Annotated in this window: 18 protein-coding genes and 1 pseudogene; 13 read left to right on the top strand and 6 right to left on the bottom strand. The window is 66.0% G+C overall.

Going from position 1 to position 17588, the window contains the following annotated elements; all coding sequences use genetic code 11:
* The first annotated feature begins 22 nt into the window (after positions 1-22).
* The 6 genes from Q8Z05_RS13805 to Q8Z05_RS13780 all read left to right on the top strand — a co-directional run bounded on the left by Q8Z05_RS13805 (position 23) and on the right by Q8Z05_RS13780 (position 6443).
* Positions 23-1171 carry a 5-(carboxyamino)imidazole ribonucleotide synthase gene (locus tag Q8Z05_RS13805; RefSeq protein WP_305943570.1) on the top strand — a complete coding sequence of 383 codons (1149 nt, stop codon included), beginning with the start codon at positions 23-25 and terminating at the stop codon, positions 1169-1171.
* Entirely contained in the window at positions 1168-1761 is a 594-nt protein-coding gene (gene purE / locus Q8Z05_RS13800; RefSeq protein WP_305940185.1) for a 5-(carboxyamino)imidazole ribonucleotide mutase, read from the top strand. The genes Q8Z05_RS13805 and purE overlap by 4 nt, the downstream gene beginning before the upstream one ends.
* A 10-nt stretch (positions 1762-1771) precedes the next feature.
* On the top strand, positions 1772-3415 hold the full coding sequence (locus Q8Z05_RS13795; RefSeq protein WP_305940184.1) for an LCP family protein: 1644 nt from the start codon (positions 1772-1774) through the stop codon (positions 3413-3415).
* 96 nt (positions 3416-3511) lie between these two features.
* Positions 3512-4762: a mannose-6-phosphate isomerase, class I gene (gene manA / locus Q8Z05_RS13790; RefSeq protein ID WP_305940183.1), complete on the top strand. Its 1251-nt coding sequence runs from the start codon at positions 3512-3514 to the stop codon at positions 4760-4762.
* Between the two features lie 4 nt (positions 4763-4766).
* Positions 4767-5714 carry a lipid II:glycine glycyltransferase FemX gene (locus tag Q8Z05_RS13785; protein ID WP_305940182.1) on the top strand — a complete coding sequence of 316 codons (948 nt, stop codon included), beginning with the start codon at positions 4767-4769 and terminating at the stop codon, positions 5712-5714.
* Positions 5715-6050: 336 nt separating this feature from the next.
* A complete protein-coding gene (locus Q8Z05_RS13780) occupies positions 6051-6443 on the top strand; it encodes a hypothetical protein (RefSeq protein ID WP_305940181.1) in 393 nt (130 codons plus the stop codon).
* Between the two features lie 60 nt (positions 6444-6503).
* Here Q8Z05_RS13780 and glpX read toward each other — a convergent pair whose 3' ends face one another.
* Entirely contained in the window at positions 6504-7526 is a 1023-nt protein-coding gene (gene glpX, locus Q8Z05_RS13775; protein ID WP_175417425.1) for a class II fructose-bisphosphatase, read from the bottom strand.
* A 194-nt stretch (positions 7527-7720) separates the two neighbouring features.
* Here glpX and Q8Z05_RS13770 point away from each other — a divergent pair, with 194 nt between their 5' ends.
* The 4 genes and pseudogenes from Q8Z05_RS13770 to Q8Z05_RS13755 form a co-directional block, all read left to right on the top strand.
* A complete protein-coding gene (locus Q8Z05_RS13770; RefSeq protein WP_305940180.1) occupies positions 7721-8428 on the top strand; it encodes a DUF4245 domain-containing protein in 708 nt (235 codons plus the stop codon).
* Between the two features lie 9 nt (positions 8429-8437).
* Positions 8438-9052 carry a carbonic anhydrase gene (locus Q8Z05_RS13765; RefSeq protein ID WP_305940179.1) on the top strand — a complete coding sequence of 205 codons (615 nt, stop codon included), beginning with the start codon at positions 8438-8440 and terminating at the stop codon, positions 9050-9052.
* 86 nt (positions 9053-9138) lie between these two features.
* Complete coding sequence (locus tag Q8Z05_RS13760) at positions 9139-10560, top strand: class II fumarate hydratase (protein WP_305940178.1); 1422 nt, start codon at positions 9139-9141, stop codon at positions 10558-10560.
* A 170-nt stretch (positions 10561-10730) separates the two neighbouring features.
* A pseudogene (locus tag Q8Z05_RS13755) lies at positions 10731-11332 on the top strand (MFS transporter); the annotation flags it as partial.
* 23 nt (positions 11333-11355) lie between these two features.
* On the opposite strand, the gene Q8Z05_RS13750 reads toward Q8Z05_RS13755, so the two are convergent.
* Positions 11356-11826 carry an NUDIX hydrolase gene (locus Q8Z05_RS13750; RefSeq protein WP_305940177.1) on the bottom strand — a complete coding sequence of 157 codons (471 nt, stop codon included), beginning with the start codon at positions 11824-11826 and terminating at the stop codon, positions 11356-11358.
* A gap of 62 nt (positions 11827-11888) precedes the next feature.
* Positions 11889-12449 (bottom strand): prepilin peptidase, encoded by a 561-nt coding sequence (locus tag Q8Z05_RS13745; protein ID WP_305940176.1) that lies wholly within the window; start codon positions 12447-12449, stop codon positions 11889-11891.
* A gap of 59 nt (positions 12450-12508) precedes the next feature.
* Between Q8Z05_RS13745 and Q8Z05_RS13740 the strand changes: the two genes are divergently transcribed.
* Together Q8Z05_RS13740 and Q8Z05_RS13735 are read left to right on the top strand one after the other, a co-directional pair.
* On the top strand, positions 12509-13312 hold the full coding sequence (locus Q8Z05_RS13740) for a hypothetical protein (RefSeq protein WP_305940175.1): 804 nt from the start codon (positions 12509-12511) through the stop codon (positions 13310-13312).
* A gap of 36 nt (positions 13313-13348) precedes the next feature.
* On the top strand, positions 13349-13993 hold the full coding sequence (locus tag Q8Z05_RS13735; protein ID WP_305940174.1) for a GNAT family N-acetyltransferase: 645 nt from the start codon (positions 13349-13351) through the stop codon (positions 13991-13993).
* Positions 13994-14093: 100 nt separating this feature from the next.
* Here the strand turns inward: Q8Z05_RS13735 and Q8Z05_RS13730 are convergent, their stop codons facing one another.
* Both Q8Z05_RS13730 and Q8Z05_RS13725 read right to left on the bottom strand, forming a co-directional pair.
* Positions 14094-15536 (bottom strand): PhoH family protein, encoded by a 1443-nt coding sequence (locus Q8Z05_RS13730; RefSeq protein ID WP_305940173.1) that lies wholly within the window; start codon positions 15534-15536, stop codon positions 14094-14096.
* 236 nt (positions 15537-15772) lie between these two features.
* Positions 15773-16534: an isoprenyl transferase gene (locus Q8Z05_RS13725; protein WP_305943569.1), complete on the bottom strand. Its 762-nt coding sequence runs from the start codon at positions 16532-16534 to the stop codon at positions 15773-15775.
* 212 nt (positions 16535-16746) lie between these two features.
* Between Q8Z05_RS13725 and trhA the strand changes: the two genes are divergently transcribed.
* Positions 16747-17418 (top strand): PAQR family membrane homeostasis protein TrhA, encoded by a 672-nt coding sequence (gene trhA, locus Q8Z05_RS13720; RefSeq protein WP_305943568.1) that lies wholly within the window; start codon positions 16747-16749, stop codon positions 17416-17418.
* Here trhA and Q8Z05_RS13715 read toward each other — a convergent pair.
* Positions 17415-17582, bottom strand: a complete 168-nt coding sequence (locus Q8Z05_RS13715) for a hypothetical protein (protein WP_305940172.1) — start codon at positions 17580-17582, stop codon at positions 17415-17417. The genes trhA and Q8Z05_RS13715 overlap by 4 nt on opposite strands.
* Between the last annotated feature and the right edge of the window lie 6 nt (positions 17583-17588).

Genomic DNA, 17588 nt, shown 5'->3' with positions numbered 1-17588 from the left:
TGGCGGCGGCCAGCTTGCCCGCATGATGGCCCCCGCCGCAACGGCCCTGGGCTTTGAACTCCGTGTCCTGGCCGAAGGCGAAGACGTTTCGGCGGTCTCCGCCGTGCCGACGTCGCCGGTGGGCGACTACAAGGACCTCGACGCCCTGCTCGAGTTTGCCCAGGGCCTGGACGTCATGACGTTTGATCATGAGCACGTCCCCAACGACCACCTGCGGGCGCTGCAGGAGGCGGGCGTGAACGTGCAGCCCGGCCCGGACGCCCTGGTCCACGCGCAGGACAAACTGGTGATGCGCGCGGCAATCGACAGGCTGGAGCTGCCGAACCCGGCCTGGGCCTCTGTTGCGGACGTCGATGCCCTGGTTGCCTTCGGCGAGAAGACCGGCTGGCCGGTGGTGCTGAAGACGCCCCGCGGCGGCTACGACGGCAAAGGCGTCCGCATGGTCGGGTCGGTTGAGGAGGCGGCTGAAACGGCTGACTGGTTCGAGGCCATGACTCCCCTGCTGGCCGAGGCCAAGGTGGAGTTCAGCCGTGAACTGTCCGCGCTTGTGGCGAGGACCCCCGACGGTGAGTCCCGCGCCTGGCCGGTCGTCCACACCATCCAGGTGGACGGTGTCTGCGACGAAGTGATCGCCCCCGCCCAGGACATTCCCCTGGAAGTGGCGGCGGCAGCCGAAGACGCCGCTATCCGCATCGCCAACGAACTGGGAGTCACCGGCGTTATGGCAGTGGAGTTGTTTGAAACTCCCGGTGTCGGGTCCGGTTTCCTGATCAACGAACTCGCCATGCGTCCGCACAACACCGGCCACTGGACCCAGGACGGATCAGTGACCAGCCAGTTCGAGCAGCACCTGCGCGCCGTATTGAACCTCCCGCTTGGTGCCACCGATGCGCTGGGGCCGATTGTTGTGATGAAGAATTTCCTTGGCGGCGACAACCAGGAACTGTTCTCGGCGTATCCGCTGGCCATGGCCAACGAGCCGGCTGCCAAAATCCACTGCTACGGCAAGGCTGTCCGGCCCGGCCGGAAGATCGGCCACGTCAACCTTGTGGGGGCAGCAGCGGCCGACGTCGATTCCGTCCGGCAACGCGCCACCACCGTAGCGAACATCATCCGGGACGGCCGTGCTCCGGCCCGAACAGCACCAGGAAACTCCGAGGGAACAGTATGAGCACGCCTGCAGCGTCAATCCGCCCGTCCGAAACCGACGCCGCCGCGCCCATCGTGGGCCTTGTCATGGGCTCCGACTCAGACTGGCCGGTCATGGAAGCCGCGGCGGAAGCCCTGGCCGAATTCGGCATCCCGTTCGAAGCCGATGTGGTCTCTGCCCACCGGATGCCCACCGAAATGATCCGCTACGGCCAGACGGCCCATGAGCGCGGACTGCGCGTCATCATTGCGGGCGCCGGCGGCGCGGCACACCTGCCCGGCATGCTGGCGTCGGTGACGCCGCTGCCGGTGATCGGTGTCCCGGTCCCGCTGAAGATGCTCGACGGCATGGACTCGCTGCTGTCCATCGTCCAGATGCCCGCCGGTGTGCCGGTGGCCACGGTTTCGATCGCAGGCGCGCGGAACGCCGGCCTGCTGGCCGTCCGGATGCTGGCATCCGGAACCGACGACCTCGCCGTCCGCCTGCGCGGGGACCTGATTGAGTTCGCGCAGGAACTGAATGACGTCGCCACCCGCAAGGGCGCGAACCTGCGGCACAAAGTCAGCGAAGTGTTCTCCGACGGCAACGTCGTTCTCCGGGGCAGCCGTTAGGAATCAGCAGATGACCACCAGCCACTACCGCCCCCAGGCGCCGAAGCAGGCTCTGACGGACCCCGTCCGCAACCCGGCGAATGCTCCGGCGCCCGTCCGGACGAAGCGCGCGTTTGTCCTCCTGCTGCTGACCCTGCTCGTCCCGGGCAGCGCACAGATCGTGGCCGGTGACCGCAAGCTGGGAAGGATTGCCCTCCGGGTGACGCTTGCCGTCTGGGGGCTGCTGATCGTGGCTCTGGTGCTGTTGCTGGCCAACCGCACGCTCCTGATCGGGATCGTCACGAACCCCGTGGCCTCCCTCCTCCTCATCGTCATCCTGATAGCTCTTGCCCTGGGCTGGGCGGCGCTGTTCATCAACACCCTCAGGCTCATCCGGCCGGTACTGCTGGCACCCGGAATGAGGCCCATCGTCGGCGTCGCACTGGTCCTGGCCATGGTGCTCAGCAGCGGCACCCTTGGGTATGTGGCGTACGTACTGAACGTGAGCCGGAACGCGATCGGCAGCATCTTCTCCGCCGGCCCGGCAATCGATCCCGTGGACGGCCGCTACAACTTCCTGATGATGGGCGGGGACGCCGGTGACGACCGCACGGGTCGCCGCCCGGACAGCCTGTCGGTCCTGAGTGTCGACGCCAAGACCGGGCAGACCGCCATCATCTCTGTCCCGCGCAACCTGCAGAATGCCCAGTTCAGTGAAGGCTCCCCCATGCGGCAGGTCTACCCGGACGGTTACGACTGCGGCAACGAATGCCTGATCAACGCGATCAACACCGAAGTGACCAACGAGCACACCGACCTCTACCCCGGAGTCGCCGATCCCGGCGCCCAGGCAACGCTCGAGGCCGTGTCGGGTTCCCTGGGCATCACGGTCCAGGCCTACGTCCTGGTTGACATGGAGGGCTTCGCAAAGCTCATTGACGCCATGGGCGGCATCAAGATCAAGGCCGGCGGATGGGTGCCCCTGAGCGGCGACATGGTGGACGAAGCCAACGGCATCCACGGTATGCCCACAGGCTGGATCCCCGCCGGAGACCAGCACCTGGACGGCTACCACGCCCTCTGGTACGGACGCTCCCGCGAATTCGTGGACGACTACGCCCGCATCCAGCGACAGCAGTGCGTCCAGCAGGCGATGCTGAAGCAGCTCGACCCGGCAACCCTGCTCTCGAAGTTCGAGGACATTGCCAACGCCGGCACCAAGGTGGTGGACTCCAACATCTCGGCGAGCCAGCTCGGCAGCTTCGTGGACCTGGCCATGAAGGCCAAGGGCACGGAAGTCCGCCGGCTGACCATCGGGCCGCCCGACTTCGACGCCTCGTTCTCGACGGTTCCGGACTTCGACCAGATCCACAGCAAGGTTGATCAGCTGCTTGCCGCGCAGTCCGGCGGTTCAGCGGGTGCAGCCGGGGATCCCGCCGCTGAGGACGCCATCGTGCAGGCAGGCTCGGCCGCGGGCCCGCTGATGGCCGCCGCACCGGCGGCGCCCCTGACGCAGCCGTCGCCGTCGCCGTCGTCGTCGGACTTCACACCGGTGACCACCACCCCCGACGGCGAGCCCATCACGGAAGAAATGTTGAACCAGTTCAAGCGTGAGGGCAACGAGCAGGCGATCCGGGATCTTGTGGCCACCAACGGCCAATGCCGTCCGCTCTGAGCACCGGGCCCACCGCCTTCCGCCGCCTCCGGCGTCGGCACTCATCGATGAAACTGCGGCAGCCGCACGGCTGCCTTGAGGTAAAGGACACCAGGCTTGTACGAAATCGAGAATGTCCTCCGGCCCTACGCCTGGGGCTCCACTACGGCCATTGCCGGGCTGCTGGGCCGTCAGGCCTCCGGCGGGCCGGAGGCTGAGCTGTGGGTCGGCGCGCACCCGGACTCGCCGTCGGTGGCAACAGCGGCCGACGGCGGGCCTTTGCCTTTGGATGCACTGATCAGTTCCGATCCCGACCACCATCTGGGCAGTGCCAGCGTGGCGGAGTTTGGCCCGCGCCTTCCGTTCCTCCTCAAGGTCCTGGCTGCAGAGAGTCCCCTGTCCCTTCAGGTACACCCGACGCTGGACCAGGCGCGGGCAGGGTTTGCCCGCGAGGAGGCCGCCGGCGTCGACCGCTCCGCGGCGGAGCGGAACTACAAGGATGACAACCACAAGCCGGAGATGATCTTTGCCCTGACGCCCTTCGAGGCGCTCTGCGGCTTCCGCCCGGCAGCGTCGACGCGTGCCCTCTTTGAACACCTCACGGCGTCCATGGACGCGATGTCCCTTGACGTACCGCACGTGTTCCGCGACGTCGTGCAGGACCTGGCCGCGCCGGTGGAGCACGATGCCCTGAAAGCCGCGTTCACCAGGCTCATCGGCGGGGGCCACGCCGTCTCGCACGCGGTGCGCGAACTCGTGGCGGCCCTCAAGGCCGGGCTGCCGATGACGCCCTACCAGACCGAACTGTCCACAGTGGTGAGCCTGCACGGCCACTATCCCGGCGACCCCGGTGTGCTCATCTCGCTGCTGCTGAACAGGATCTCGCTGGCGCCCGGCGAGGCCGTCTACCTGCCGGCCGGCAATGTCCACGCCTACCTGCATGGGCTCGGCATCGAGGTCATGGCGTCCTCGGACAACGTGCTTCGCGGCGGACTGACCCCGAAGTTCGTGGACGTGCCCGAACTGCTGGCCACCGTCGAGTTCGAGTCGGTGGGCGTTCCCATGCTGGCGGCCGAGACGTCTGAGCTGGGCCAGGAGCTCTACCGGCCGCCGTTCCGTGAATTCCAGCTGCAGCGGATCGAACTGGAACCTGACGGCACGCCCGTCCCGCTGGCACAGTCCGGGGCGGCAGTGATCATCGTGGTCTCCGGATCAGTGTTGCTGGACTCCCCCAAGGGCGACCTCCACCTGGACCGCGGCGCGAGCGCCTTCCTCCCTGCCGCGGAGGCTCCGGTGAACGTGCACCCGGCGGCCGGCTCCGCAGGGACCGCCGTCGCGTTTGCCGTGACCACAGCAGTGGAGGCCTGATCCGGTGGACTATTTCCTGCAGACGCCGCAGTGGGCCGATTTCCAGCGTTCCCTGGGGCGCGCGGTGCACCAGGAGTCGGGCCCGGGTTGGAGCTTCCTCGCCGTGGAGGAGAAGAACCCGGCGGGCAAGGTGCTGTACGCCCCGTACGGTCCGGTAGCCGATTCCCTCGAAGCGTTCGACGCCGCCTTGGCGGCCCTCGTGGCACTGGCACGCGCGTGCGGTGCGGCGTTTGTCCGGATCGAGCCGGTCAGCGCCGGATTCTTGGCGGCTGAGGCGCCCACGGTGCTGCGGAGCCGCGGCCTGCGGCCGGCTCCGGTCAACCAGCAGCCGGAACTGAGCTGGATCGTGGACCTGGACCGGGACTTCAAGGAGGTCCTGGCCGACATGAAGCCCGTGAACCGGAACCTCTACCGGAACATCCACAAGAAGGACGTGACCTTCCGGGCATCGCAGGATCCCGAAGACATCCGTGTGCTGCTGAACTTCCTGCACATGACGGCCAAACGCAGCGGATTCAAGCCGCAGAGCGATGAGTACCTCACGCAGGTGGCCCGTTCCCTCATGCCGTCCGGCGCAGCCACGCTGTTCATCGCCGAACGCCACGGCGGTCCCATCGCCGCGGCCCTGGCCTACGACTCCGCCGACACCCGCACGTACGCACACGCCGCCCTGGACGACGCGCATCGCAAGCTCAGCGCCGGCATACCTTTGCTGGTGACGCTCATCGCGGATGCCAAGGAGAAGGGCCTGAAGCACGTGGATTTGTGGGGCGTGGCCCCGGAGGACCAGCCGAACCACAAGTGGGCGGGGTTCACGGCGTTCAAGAAGTCGTTCGGCGGCCGCGAAATTGCCTACCCTGGCACCTGGGACCTGCCCGTGAAGAAAGTCCGGTACGGCGCATACCAGCTTGCCCGAAGCGCCCGCGAAAAGCTCCGCGCCCTCCGCAGCTGACCCGGCACACTCCTCGGAGCGCAAGCCAAGCGCCAGACAAGCGCGAACTTAGCGCGAACGGACACTTGCGGCCCCTCGCCCCTCGCGGTCATTTGGGGCGTCAAGTGTCCGTTCGCGAATAGCCCGGGAATCCGACCTGTGGATAACGACTTCGGGCGCGGTTGGCCGGTGCAAACTGAAGCATGCCCCGAACCCGCCTGCCCCAGGAACTGCTTGCCGGTTCCTTCACCGACCTTGCTGCCAAAGACCTTGGTGTCACCCGAAAGCGGCAAGGAGGGCCGCTGCACGCTGGCCGACCTCCGCCGAACGGTCGGGGCCCATCCTGGAATGCGGGGGATGAAGACAGCAAGGCTGGCGCTCTCTGAAATCCGTGTGGGCGCCGATTCCCCTCAGGAGACCCGGATGCGGCTGATCCTCGCCCGCTCCGGCCACGGCGAACCGGTGCTGAATTATGTCATCAGGAACACCTGGGGACAGCCGGCCGTGTGGCCAGATGCGGCCTATCCGGAGCAACGGATCGCTCTGCAGTACGACGGCGGCCACCACGCCGATCCGCTCCAAGTCAGCATCGATTTTCGCCGCCAGTCCCTGACAGATCGGATGGGCTGGCGTGAAGTCAGGGTCTACAAGGAGGATCTCGAGGGAGACAAGCCGTTCGTGCTCGAAAAGGTGAGAGCGGCCATGGTAAGCGGCATTGAACGGCAAACAAAAGCGCGAACGTACACTTGAGGCCCTGCTGGGGGCCTCAAGTGTACGTTCGCGCTGAACAAGGCGGAGGTGAAGCAGGGACTAGCTCTTGCGGGCGTAGCCTTCCCACTTGCTGGCCTGGTGCTCGCCGTCCACAAAGCGGATGGTGCCGGACTTGGACCGCATCACGATGGACTGGGTCAGGACCTTGTCCTTGGAGTAGCGCACGCCCTTCAGGAGGTCGCCGTCGGTGATGCCCGTGGCCGCGAAGTAGCAGTTGTCGCTGGAGACGAGGTCGTTGGTGGACAGCACCCGCTCGAGGTCGTGCCCGGCATCGATGGCCTTCTGCTTCTCGTCGTCGCTGGTGGGCCAGAGACGGCCCTGGATGACGCCGCCGAGGGACTTGATGGCACAGGCTGCCACGATGCCTTCCGGCGTTCCGCCGATACCCATGAGTGCGTCAACCCCGGTGCCGGAGCGGGCCGCAGCGATGGCGCCGGCGACGTCGCCGTCCATGATGAACTTGGTGCGGGCACCGGCTTCGCGGATTTCCTCCACGAGCGGACGGTGGCGGTCCCGGTCCAGGATCATGACGTTCAGCTGGTTGACCTTCACGCCCTTCGCCTTGGCGATTAAGTGCAGGTTCTGCTTCACAGGCAGGCGCAGGTCAACCATGTCGGCAGCTTCCGGGCCCGTGACGAGCTTCTCCATGTAGAACACGGCGGAGGGATCGAACATGGAGCCGCGCTCGGCAACAGCCAGAACGGCAAGGGCGTTGTTGATGCCCAGGGCGGTCAGACGGGTTCCGTCGATGGGGTCAACGGCGACATCGCACTCAGGGCCGGTTCCGTCACCTACGTGCTCGCCGTTGAAAAGCATGGGAGCTTCATCCTTCTCGCCTTCACCGATGACGACAACACCGTTGAAGTGGACGGTCTGGAGGAAGGAGCGCATGGCGTCGACAGCTGCGCCGTCGGCCTTGTTCTTGTCGCCAAAGCCAACCCAGTGGCCGCCGGCAATGGCCGCGGCTTCGGTGACGCGGACAAGTTCCAGGGCAAGGTTGCGGTCCGGTTCGTCAATGCCTACGGCAAGCGACGGCGAAATCGTGGAATACTGCTGGGTCATAGGCGCTGGTGACACGTGAACCTCTTCTTCGAGTGGCGATCATTGAACCCGTGCGGCCGGTATCAGTCCGTCACGGTGATTCCTCTGCTACTGATCATAGTCGCGGCAGCATCCGAAGGTCATGGGATGACCGGTCCGTGATACATCGCATTTCCTCACCGGCGGACCGGCAGGAATGTGAGAACAGCTTCCACATGGGCGACTATAGAAGCGTGAGCGAAACGCAGGACAAGTCCACCCCCGAAACCCAGCCGGCCAGCACGGGCACCCCCGCACCCGCGGCAGGCACCCCGGACGCACCCGTGGTTAAGCCTGTTATCCGCGCCGCTGCGGCAAAAAGGGCCAACGCCTCGGTCATCGGCATGATCATCGCACTGCTGGTGAGCGTCGCCGCATTCCTCCCCATCGTCTTGATGAACCCGTCGCCGAAGACCGACGGATACCGGCCGAACGTTGATGTCAGCGCCGTGGCCCGGAACGCCGCCGATGTGGCGGGATTCACACCCGTTGCACCCGCGACCGGCGACACATTCAGCCCCAATTACGCCCGCTGGGAGTCCGGGACCGGCAGCGGGGTGGCCACGTGGGAGGTCGGATACCTCACGCCGAAGGAGTCGTTCATCGGCCTCGTCCAGACCGCCCAGGCGAATCCGACGTGGTTGCTCCAGCAGACCAAGAGCGCCCCGGTCACCGGGAACCGCAACGCCGGCGGCCTGGACTGGGAGCTCCGGGACACCGGCAAGGGCGAGAAGAGCATGGTCCTTAACCACAAAGGCACCACCGTCATCCTGACCGGCACGGCCCAACTCGACGAGTTCGCCGTCCTGGCAGACGCCGTCGTGAAGTCCTTGGAAAGTAATCCTGCCGCCACAGTTTCCCCCTCGGCCACTCCTTCGCCGTAAAGTGGCCCCGTGGCTACTTACCTGACTCCTGCCCTGGCTTGGCGGCGACTGCGCGAAGGAAACGAACGCTTCGTCGCCGGCGAATCCTCCCATCCCAACCAGGACGCCTCGCGCCGGTCCTCGCTGGTGGAGAACCAGCATCCGTTCGCGGTGATCTTCGGCTGCTCCGATTCCCGGCTCGCCGCAGAAATTATTTTTGACCTCGGCCTGGGCGACGCCTTCGTGGTCCGCACCGCCGGCCAGGTCATCGACGACGCCGTCCTGGGCTCACTCGAATACAGCATCGGCGTTTTGGGCGTGCCGCTCATCGTGATCCTGGGCCACGACAGCTGCGGCGCGGTCAGCGCCACGAAGGACGCTGTGGAGACAGGCCAGATGCCCACCGGCTTCATCCGCGACCTTGTTGAGCGGATCACGCCGTCAGTGCTGACCTCGCTGCGCAACAACGAAACCGAAGTCAACGACATGGTGGTGGAGCACGTGAAGCAGACCTCGCAGCGGCTCGTAGACAGCTCCCGTGTGATTTCAGACGCAATTGAAACCGGACGCGCGGCCGTGATCGGCCTGTCGTACAGCCTCAAAGAGGGCCGCGCCGACCTCGTTTCGGGAATCGGCGAACTCTAAATCCCCGCCCTCCGCACGCCCGGCCGGGGCTGACTCAAGCGCTTCACGGTTTTAGCCCCGGCCGCCAATCGCCCTAAGCTAGCCCCATGACTTCCACTGAAGAATTCCGCATTGAACATGACACGATGGGCGAAGTCCGCGTCCCCGTGAACGCCCTGTACCGTGCACAGACGCAGCGTGCAGTTGAAAACTTCCCCATTTCCGGCAAAACCCTGGAACGCGCGCACATCGAGGCCCTCGCCCGGGTCAAGAAGGCTGCCGCCCAGGCCAACGCAGAACTTGGAGTGCTCGACGGCGAGCTGGCCAAGGCGATCGCGGACGCCGCCGATGAGGTTGCTGCCGGGAAGTACGACGGCGACTTCCCCATCGACGTCTTCCAGACCGGCTCCGGCACGTCCTCCAACATGAACACCAACGAGGTCATCGCGGAGCTCGCCTCCCGTGCCCTCAAAGCTGCCGGCAGCGACAAGGTGGTCCACCCGAACGACCACGTCAACGCCTCCCAGTCCTCCAACGATGTCTTCCCCACCTCCGTCCACGTGGCTGCAACGTCGGCGCTGATCAACGACCTCATTCCGGCCCTCGGCTACCTCGCCGATTCGCTGGACCGCAAGGCCGTTGAGTTCAAGGACGTTGTGAAGTCCGGCCGCACGCACCTCATGGACGCCACCCCGGTGACCCTGGGCCAGGAGTTCGGCGGCTACGCCGCACAGGTCCGCTACGGCATCGAGCGCATCAACGCCTCGCTGCCCCGCGTGGCCGAGGTTCCCCTCGGCGGCACGGCCGTGGGCACCGGCATCAACACCCCTGCCGGCTTCCCGGAGCGCGTCATCGAACTGCTCGCCACCGACACGGGCCTGCCGCTGACCGAGGCACGCGACCACTTCGAGGCCCAGGCAAACCGCGACGGCCTCATCGAAGCCTCCAGCCAGCTGCGCAACATTGCGATCTCCTTCATGAAGATCAACAACGACCTCCGCTGGATGGGCTCGGGCCCCAACACCGGCCTCGGTGAAATCGCCATCCCGGACCTCCAGCCGGGTTCCTCGATCATGCCGGGCAAGGTCAACCCCGTCATCTGCGAGGCGTCCATCATGGTCTGCGCCCAGGTCATCGGCAACGACACCGCCATTGCCTGGTCCGGCACCAACGGCGCCTTCGAACTGAACGTCGGCATCCCCGTCATGGCCGCCAACCTGCTCGAATCCGTGCGCCTGCTGGCCAACACCAGCCGCGTCATGGCCGACAAGATGATCGACGGCATCACCGCCAACGTCGAGCGCGCCCGCTTCCTCGCGGAGGCCTCCCCGTCCATCGTCACGCCGCTGAACAAGTACATCGGCTACGAAAACGCGGCCAAGATCGCCAAGAAGGCCGTCGCCGAAGGGCTCACCATCCGCGAGACCGTCGTCGCCATGGGCTTCGTGGAGCGCGGCGAGGTGACGGAAGAGCAGCTGGACACCGCCCTGGACGTCATGTCCATGACGCGCCCCCCGCACAAGGCATAGGTCCCCACCACCTCCCTACCTTCGCTCCGCTCAGCCAGGGAACCCTCGGCGGCGGAGGCCCCTGTAGGGAGCGACGGCGGCCGCCCACCTTCCCAGCGAAGGCGGGCGGCCGTCGTCGTTCGTTTCTGCCTTCCAAGGGCAGTTCAAAAGTTGCACTAGTTTCGACTTAGACCGGCAAGTACAAGATGTTTCCCATCATGGGTGCTGCCCTCACGATGGGCGCCATGCTGTGGCTGACCACCCTGACGGCCGACACGCCCATCTGGGTCATCTGCGTCCAGCTCTTCGTGTTCGGCGCCGGCCTGGGCTCCATCATGCAGGTTATTGTCCTGGTGGTGCAGAACTCCGTGCCCGCCGAACAGATCGGCACGGCCACCAGCACCAACAACTACTTCCGCGAAGTGGGGGCCTCCCTGGGCGTGGCAGTGTTCGGATCAATCTTCACGTCCCGGCTGGCCGAAGCCCTGACCAGCGCGTTCACGGGAGCCGGCGCGTCTGTCGAACAGGCCGCGCAGTCCACCCAGACCCTCGACCCGCAGGCCCTGAGCCAGCTCCCGGATCAACTGCGGGACGCCATCGTGAATGCCTATGCAGACTCGCTGGCACCGGTGTTCTGGTACCTCCTGCCGTTCCTGGGCATTGCGCTGATCCTCGCGCTGACGCTGAAGCAGATCCCGCTCTCCGATACCGCCGGAATGGTGGCCCGGGCGAGGCTGTGGGCGGCGAAGAAGCGGAGCGCCTGGAGGCCGAACGCCAGTCGGCGCCGGCGTAGCCGGTGCCGCGGCCGGGAGACCCTCAGGGTTCGTAGTGGACGGCATCCTCGGGCAGCAGCGCCCGGCGGATGCACTCCCGGTCCCCCGGCCTGATGTCCGGCAGCCCCTCGATCGGAAACCAGCCCACGGCCAGGGATTCGTCGTCGTTTACGCGGGCTTCACCGGAAACATGCCGGCAGCGGAACACAATATCCAGGAAGTCGCACACGTCGCCGTTCGGGAAGGTGACAGGCCCCACCACGCCCACGGAAACCATCCGTTCCGTTTCCGCCACGATTGCCGTTTCCTCGAAGATTTCCCGCACCAGTCCCGGCGCGGGATGTTCACCGGGTTCCAGCATTCCCGAGATCAGCGCCCACCGGCCGTTGTCAGAGCGTTGGCCCAACAGGACGTGGCCGTCGTCGTTGAAGACCACCCCGCGCACGGCGGGAATCCACAACGGGTCGTGGCCGATCTTTTCGCGGAGCTTGAGGATGAATTCTGGTGCTGCCATGCCTCCAGCCTAAACGCAGCAACGCGGGCCGAAGGGCCGTTCACAGTGTCAAGCGCAAGCCATCAGCCCGCGGGCAGGAGCAGCATGGCCGCGGCCGAACCTGCAAGCATGAAGGGCCCGAAAGGGATGTCGGACTTGAGGGTGCCACGGCGGGCAGCCAGCAGGCCCAGGCTCCAGAGCCCGCCCAGGAGAAACGCGGCGAAGGTCCCGGCGAACACGTGTCCCCACCCGAGATAGCCGAGGTACATGCCCAGCACACCGGCGAGCTTCACGTCGCCGAATCCCATCCCCGGCGGATAGATCAGGCGCAGGACGAAGTAGAAGACCCACAGGGCTGCTCCCCCGGCCAGGACGCGGACCCCCGGGAGCCCGAAAAGCCGGGCAGCGCCGTCGGGCACTGCCTCCGCGTCCGCACCTGCCATCAGGACGGCGGCGACAGCTGTCAGCAGGAGGATCCCGCCTACAGCGTAGGACGGGAACACAATGCTGTTGGGCAGCAGGTGGTGCCTGACGTCGATGACCGTCAGACGCACGGCCATCACCCCGAAGTAGGCGCAGGCCGCCAGCACTAGCCAGAAGGCCAGCGGCGTGGATTCCCAAAGTTCGCCCAGTCGTTGGATCACCCTCGGATGCTACTGGATTTTCCCGCCCCGCCGCTGAGCCCCGCGCGTAAACTGTGGATATGTCGACATGGGACGCGAGGCACCAAGGGGAAGCCGGTCCGCGGAACCAGCCGGCAGATGCGGCCGCACGGTTCCGAAACCTCTGCCGGTCCTCGCCCTGGAAGTGGCAAAGCCTCCGTTTCGAATACGTGGACCGGCCGGCGCCCGACACCGGCAACCCTGACCCCGACAACACGGTGCGTGCCTGGCTGCGCCGTCCCGGCGCCCTGCGGCTGGAGTCCGCGGACGGCGTGGTGCTGCACAGCACCACGGGCATCAATGACTCCAAGGACGGCTTCTACGTCAGCTCCACCCGGAGGTCATGGCTCCTGCCACCGCACTTGGTTACTCCCGTCTATGACGACGGCGGACTGGTCCGCCGCCGCCCGGAGGCCGCCTACGGCGAACCCTGCTTCGGGAACGGCCGCTTTGCAGCGGCGCTGGATCCGGTGGAGCTGGCGGGCAACGCGCCCGTCCCCATCGAGTTCCCGAACCTCAATGCCGTGGAACTCGGCCCCGTCACAGCCGTGGACCATGAGGGTCGCCCGGCATTGGAAACGACCGTCAACCCCAATGCCGCCTACCGGCCTTCGGACCCCGGGGCACCGCTCTGCCGGCCCGGACGGAACCTGGTAAGGATCGACGTCGGCACCGGAGTCTGCGTCTCAAGCCGCTCGCTGGAGGCGGAATGGAAGGACCTTGGCCACTGGCTCCGGATCCTGGCCGTGGACGAATACATGCTCGATGACCTGTTCCTCGCCGAATCCATGAACCTGACCGACGTCCGCCGCCACATCAGCTGGGACATCTCCCGCGGCATGTGACTGGCTGCGCGCCGGAGCGAGGGCTAGGCTTCCCTGATGACTGCGCCCGCCTCCTACTGGCCCCCGTTCGCCCTGACTCTGACCACTCCCCGGCTGGTCCTCCGTCCCATCCGGGACGAGGACATTCCGGCCGCTGTTGAAGCTGCCCTTGGCGGCGTCCATGAGCCCGGCCGGAGCCCATTCAGCCGACCCTGGGCCGAGTCGCCCGCCGGGGAGCTCGGGCCGAACATGGCGCAGTGGTACTGGCGCTGCCGCGGGAACATGTCGCCCGGGGAGTGGACGCTCCTGCTCGGCATCTGGCATGACGGCGGCTTTATCGGCTGCCAGGACCTCGAGGGCAAGGATTTCGTTACGCTCAGGACGGTGTCCAGCGGCTCGTGGCTCACGAAGTCCGCGCAAGGCCAGGGGTTCGGCAAGGAGATGCGGGCCGCCGTCGTCAGTTACGCCTTCGACTACCTCAAAGCGGAAGTTGCCGAGTCAGAGGCAGCCGCGTGGAACGACAAATCCCTGGGCGTCTCACGCTCCCTGGGCTACGAACTGAACGGCACAACCCGGGCATCCTGGGGCGGCACAATGCAGGAAGTCCAGAAAGTCCGCGTCACCCCGGCCACCTTCCAACGACCCGACTGGACGCTGAAGGTGGAAGGCCACGAACCCACGGCCAGGTTTCTGGGACTCTAGCGCTCGTGGGTGCGCCGGTCAGCCATCCGGCAGCGTGCGTAAAAGCGAGGAACGAGCTAGCACGCAGAGGAAGGGTGACCGGCGCAGCCGACCAGGACGCCTAGATTTCCGCCCCTTCCAGCAGCTCCGTGACGAGTGCCGCGATCGGCGAGCGCTCGGAGCGGGTGAGGGTGATGTGCCCGAAGAGCGGGTGCCCCTTGAGGGTTTCGACGACGGCGGCAACGCCGTCGTGCCGGCCAACCCTCAGGTTGTCGCGCTGGGCGACGTCGTGGGTCAGGACGATCTTCGAGTTCTGGCCGATCCGGCTCATCACGGTGAGGAGGACGTTCTTTTCGAGGGACTGGGCCTCATCGACGATCACGAACGCGTCATGGAGCGAGCGGCCGCGGATGTGGGTCAGCGGCATGACTTCCAGCATGCCGCGGTCCATGACTTCCTCAACGACTTCCTGGCTGACCAGGGCTCCAAGGGTGTCGAAGACGGCCTGCGCCCAGGGGTTCATCTTCTCGGACTCGGAACCGGGCAGGTAGCCGAGCTCCTGTCCGCCCACCGCGTAGAGCGGCCGGAAGACGATCACCTTGCGGTGTTCGCGGCGTTCCAGCACGGCCTCCAGCCCGGCACACAGTGCCAGCGCCGACTTTCCGGTACCGGCGCGGCCGCCGATCGAGACGATACCCACGGACGGATCCATGAGCATGTCGATGGCCAGCCGCTGCTCCGCGGAACGTCCGTGGAGCCCGAAGACGTCGCGGTCCCCCTTGACCAGCCGGACCTGTTTGTCAGCGCCCACCCTGCCCAGGGCAGAGCCCCGGTTCGAGAGCAGCACCAGTCCGGTGTTGACCGGCATCTCTGCCGCCGCAGGGATGAAGACGGGCTCGTGGCCGTAGAGAGTGGAGACGTCCTCCTCGCTGGCTTCGACCTCTGCCATCCCGGTCCAGCCGGAGTCCTTCACCAGTTCGTTGCGGTACTCGTCGGCGAGGAGCCCCATCGCGGAGGCCTTCACACGCATCGGCAGGTCCTTGGAGACCACCGTGACGTTCCGGCCCTCGTTCGCGAGGTTCTTCGCGACGGCGAGGATTCGGCTGTCGTTGTCTCCGCCGCGGAACCCTGCCGGGAGCACCTCAGCGGAAATGTGGTTCATCTCCACCATGAGGATGCCGCCGTCGTCGCCCAGCGGAATGGGACGGTCGAGTCCGCCGTGCTGGACCCGGAGGTCATCCAGGAGCCGCAGTGCCTTGCGGGCGAAGTATCCCAGCTCGGGGTCGTGCCGTTTGCCCTCCAGCTCCGTGATGACCACGATCGGCACAATGACTTCGTGTTCCGCGAACCGCAGCAGCGCGCGGGGGTCCGAGAGCAAAACCGAGGTGTCGATGACGAAGGTCCACAGGGTGTCGTCCGTCCCGGTATTTTGGCCGGATACAGCAAGACCGGCCGCAGCGTCATAATTCGCTGCACCGGTCTGTGAAGTTGCTCGCTTGGCGCGAGAGGTAGCTTTCTCTCCCTGGTCGGAAATGACGTCGGGCAGTTGTTCAGAAATAGCCACATCGACTCCAGCCCCGGGGCGCACGCCCGGATATTTATAGGTGAGGCGGATCGGCCACGAGGCCGGTTCCGGCCTCCCATACATCCGGTGCGAAAATCCGCTCCATGTACTGGCCTCCCCGATTAGCCGGCAGAGTGCCTGCTAATAAGCTCAACGTAATTCCTCGCGGCTTTGTTTCCCAAACTATTTCCCGGCGATTCGTGTTGCGATCACGTGAACTCCACGTGAACCGGGCGTCAGGAGCCGAAGCGCCGCTGCCGGCCCGCGTAGTCGCGCAGGGCCCGCAGGAAGTCCACTTTGCGGAAGGCGGGCCAGAGCGCCTCGCAGAAGTAGAACTCGCTGTAGGCGCTCTGCCACATCAGGAAGCCGGACAGCCGTTGCTCACCGGAAGTGCGGATCACCAGGTCCGGGTCCGGCTGCCCCCGGGTGTACAGGAACCTTGAGATGTCGTCCACGGTGAGATCATCTGCGAGCTTGCTAATGTCCTGGCCCCGGGCCACGGCGTCGTGGAGGAGCTCCCGGACGGCATCCACGATTTCGCGGCGCCCTCCGTAGCCCACGGCGACGTTGACGTGGAGTTTTTCGTGGGCCGGCGTCCGCGCCGTGAGCTTGTTGAGCCGGTCTGCCAGGTAGTCGGGAAGCAGCTCCGGCGCCCCCATGGCATGGACCGAGATGTCCTCGTCCTCGTCCAGCCGGTCAAGGGTGTTGGCGATGATGCCCATCAGCAGGTCCAGCTCTTCGCCGGAGCGGCTCATGTTGTCGGTGGAGAGCATGTAGAGCGTGACGACTTTGACGCCGAGCTCCTGGCACCAGCCGAGGAATTCGTGGATCTTGTCGGCACCGGCCTGGTGGCCCTGGCTGGTGGGAGCGTTGAACTGCTTGGCCCAGCGGCGGTTGCCGTCCACCATCACACCGATGTGCTTGGGGATGCGGTCCGTGTCCAGCGAGCGCAGGAGCCTGCGTTCATAGAAGCCATAGAGGATCCCGGGCAACTCCATCCGGAGACTCACCTGACTTCCTTGATGTATGACGGCAGTGCATTCCTAGGCTACCCGCCCGCGGCGGCGGCACGGTGCACACGGCTTCGGATTGCAGGGCCCGGACTTGTTACCCATAAGTAACTTACTGGAACGTAGTTTATTCTTGACCCATGGAACGCAACTCTCCCCCGGCGGACCCGGGAGCAGGCCGCAGCCGGAAGTCGGGCCCGATGGATGAAGCGGCAGTCCGCATCGCGGAGTTGCTCATGATCAAGCCCAAGTGGCGCGGTTGGATCCACACCTTCACCGCGCCGCTGGCTTTCGCCGCCGGGCTGGTCCTGATCCTGCTGGCGCCCACGACCGACCTGAAAATTGCCTCGGCCGTCTACGCTGTGACCGGAGTACTCCTGTTCGGCATCAGTGCCGTGTACCACCGAGGGAACTGGTCGCCCGGTGTCAAGATCGTCCTGAAGCGCCTGGACCACACCAACATCATGCTGGTGATCGCGGGCAGCTACACGCCGCTCGCGTGGGCGCTGCTGGAACGGCCCAAGGCAGTGGTGCTGCTGTGGGTCATCTGGTCCGGCGCGATTCTGGGCGTACTGTTCCGGCTGCTTTGGACCGACGCACCGCGCTGGCTTTATGTGCCCATCTATATCGCCCTCGGCTGCGGCGCTCTGTTCTACCTGCCGGACTTTTTCGCGGCCAGCATCGCCTCAGCCGTCCTGATCTGCGTGGGCGGCGCCCTCTACATTGCCGGTGCCGTCTTTTATGCGCTCAAGAAGCCGAACTTCAGCTACAGGCACTTCGGCTTCCACGAACTCTTCCACGCCTTCACCGTGTTCGCCTTCGCCGCGCACTTCATCGCCATCGCCATGGCAGTCCTCAGCCGGAGTGCTTAGGGCCGACCCGCGGCGATGAGGTCCGGGAGTTCAGTCATGTGCCGGAAAACCGTGGTTCCCGGGCCGGCCAGCCTGTGCGCCGGAGTCACTCCCCCGCCATAGGCGAAGACGTGCATGCCGGCTGCCCGGGCCGCCTGGACTCCGAAGACACTGTCCTCCACCACGGCGCA

The sequence above is a fragment of the Arthrobacter oryzae genome, from assembly GCF_030718995.1.
GTDB classification, from domain to species: domain Bacteria; phylum Actinomycetota; class Actinomycetes; order Actinomycetales; family Micrococcaceae; genus Arthrobacter; species Arthrobacter oryzae_C.
The sequence above is the reverse complement of the archived record's forward strand: the minus strand, read 5'-3'. Positions and strand labels throughout refer to the sequence as shown.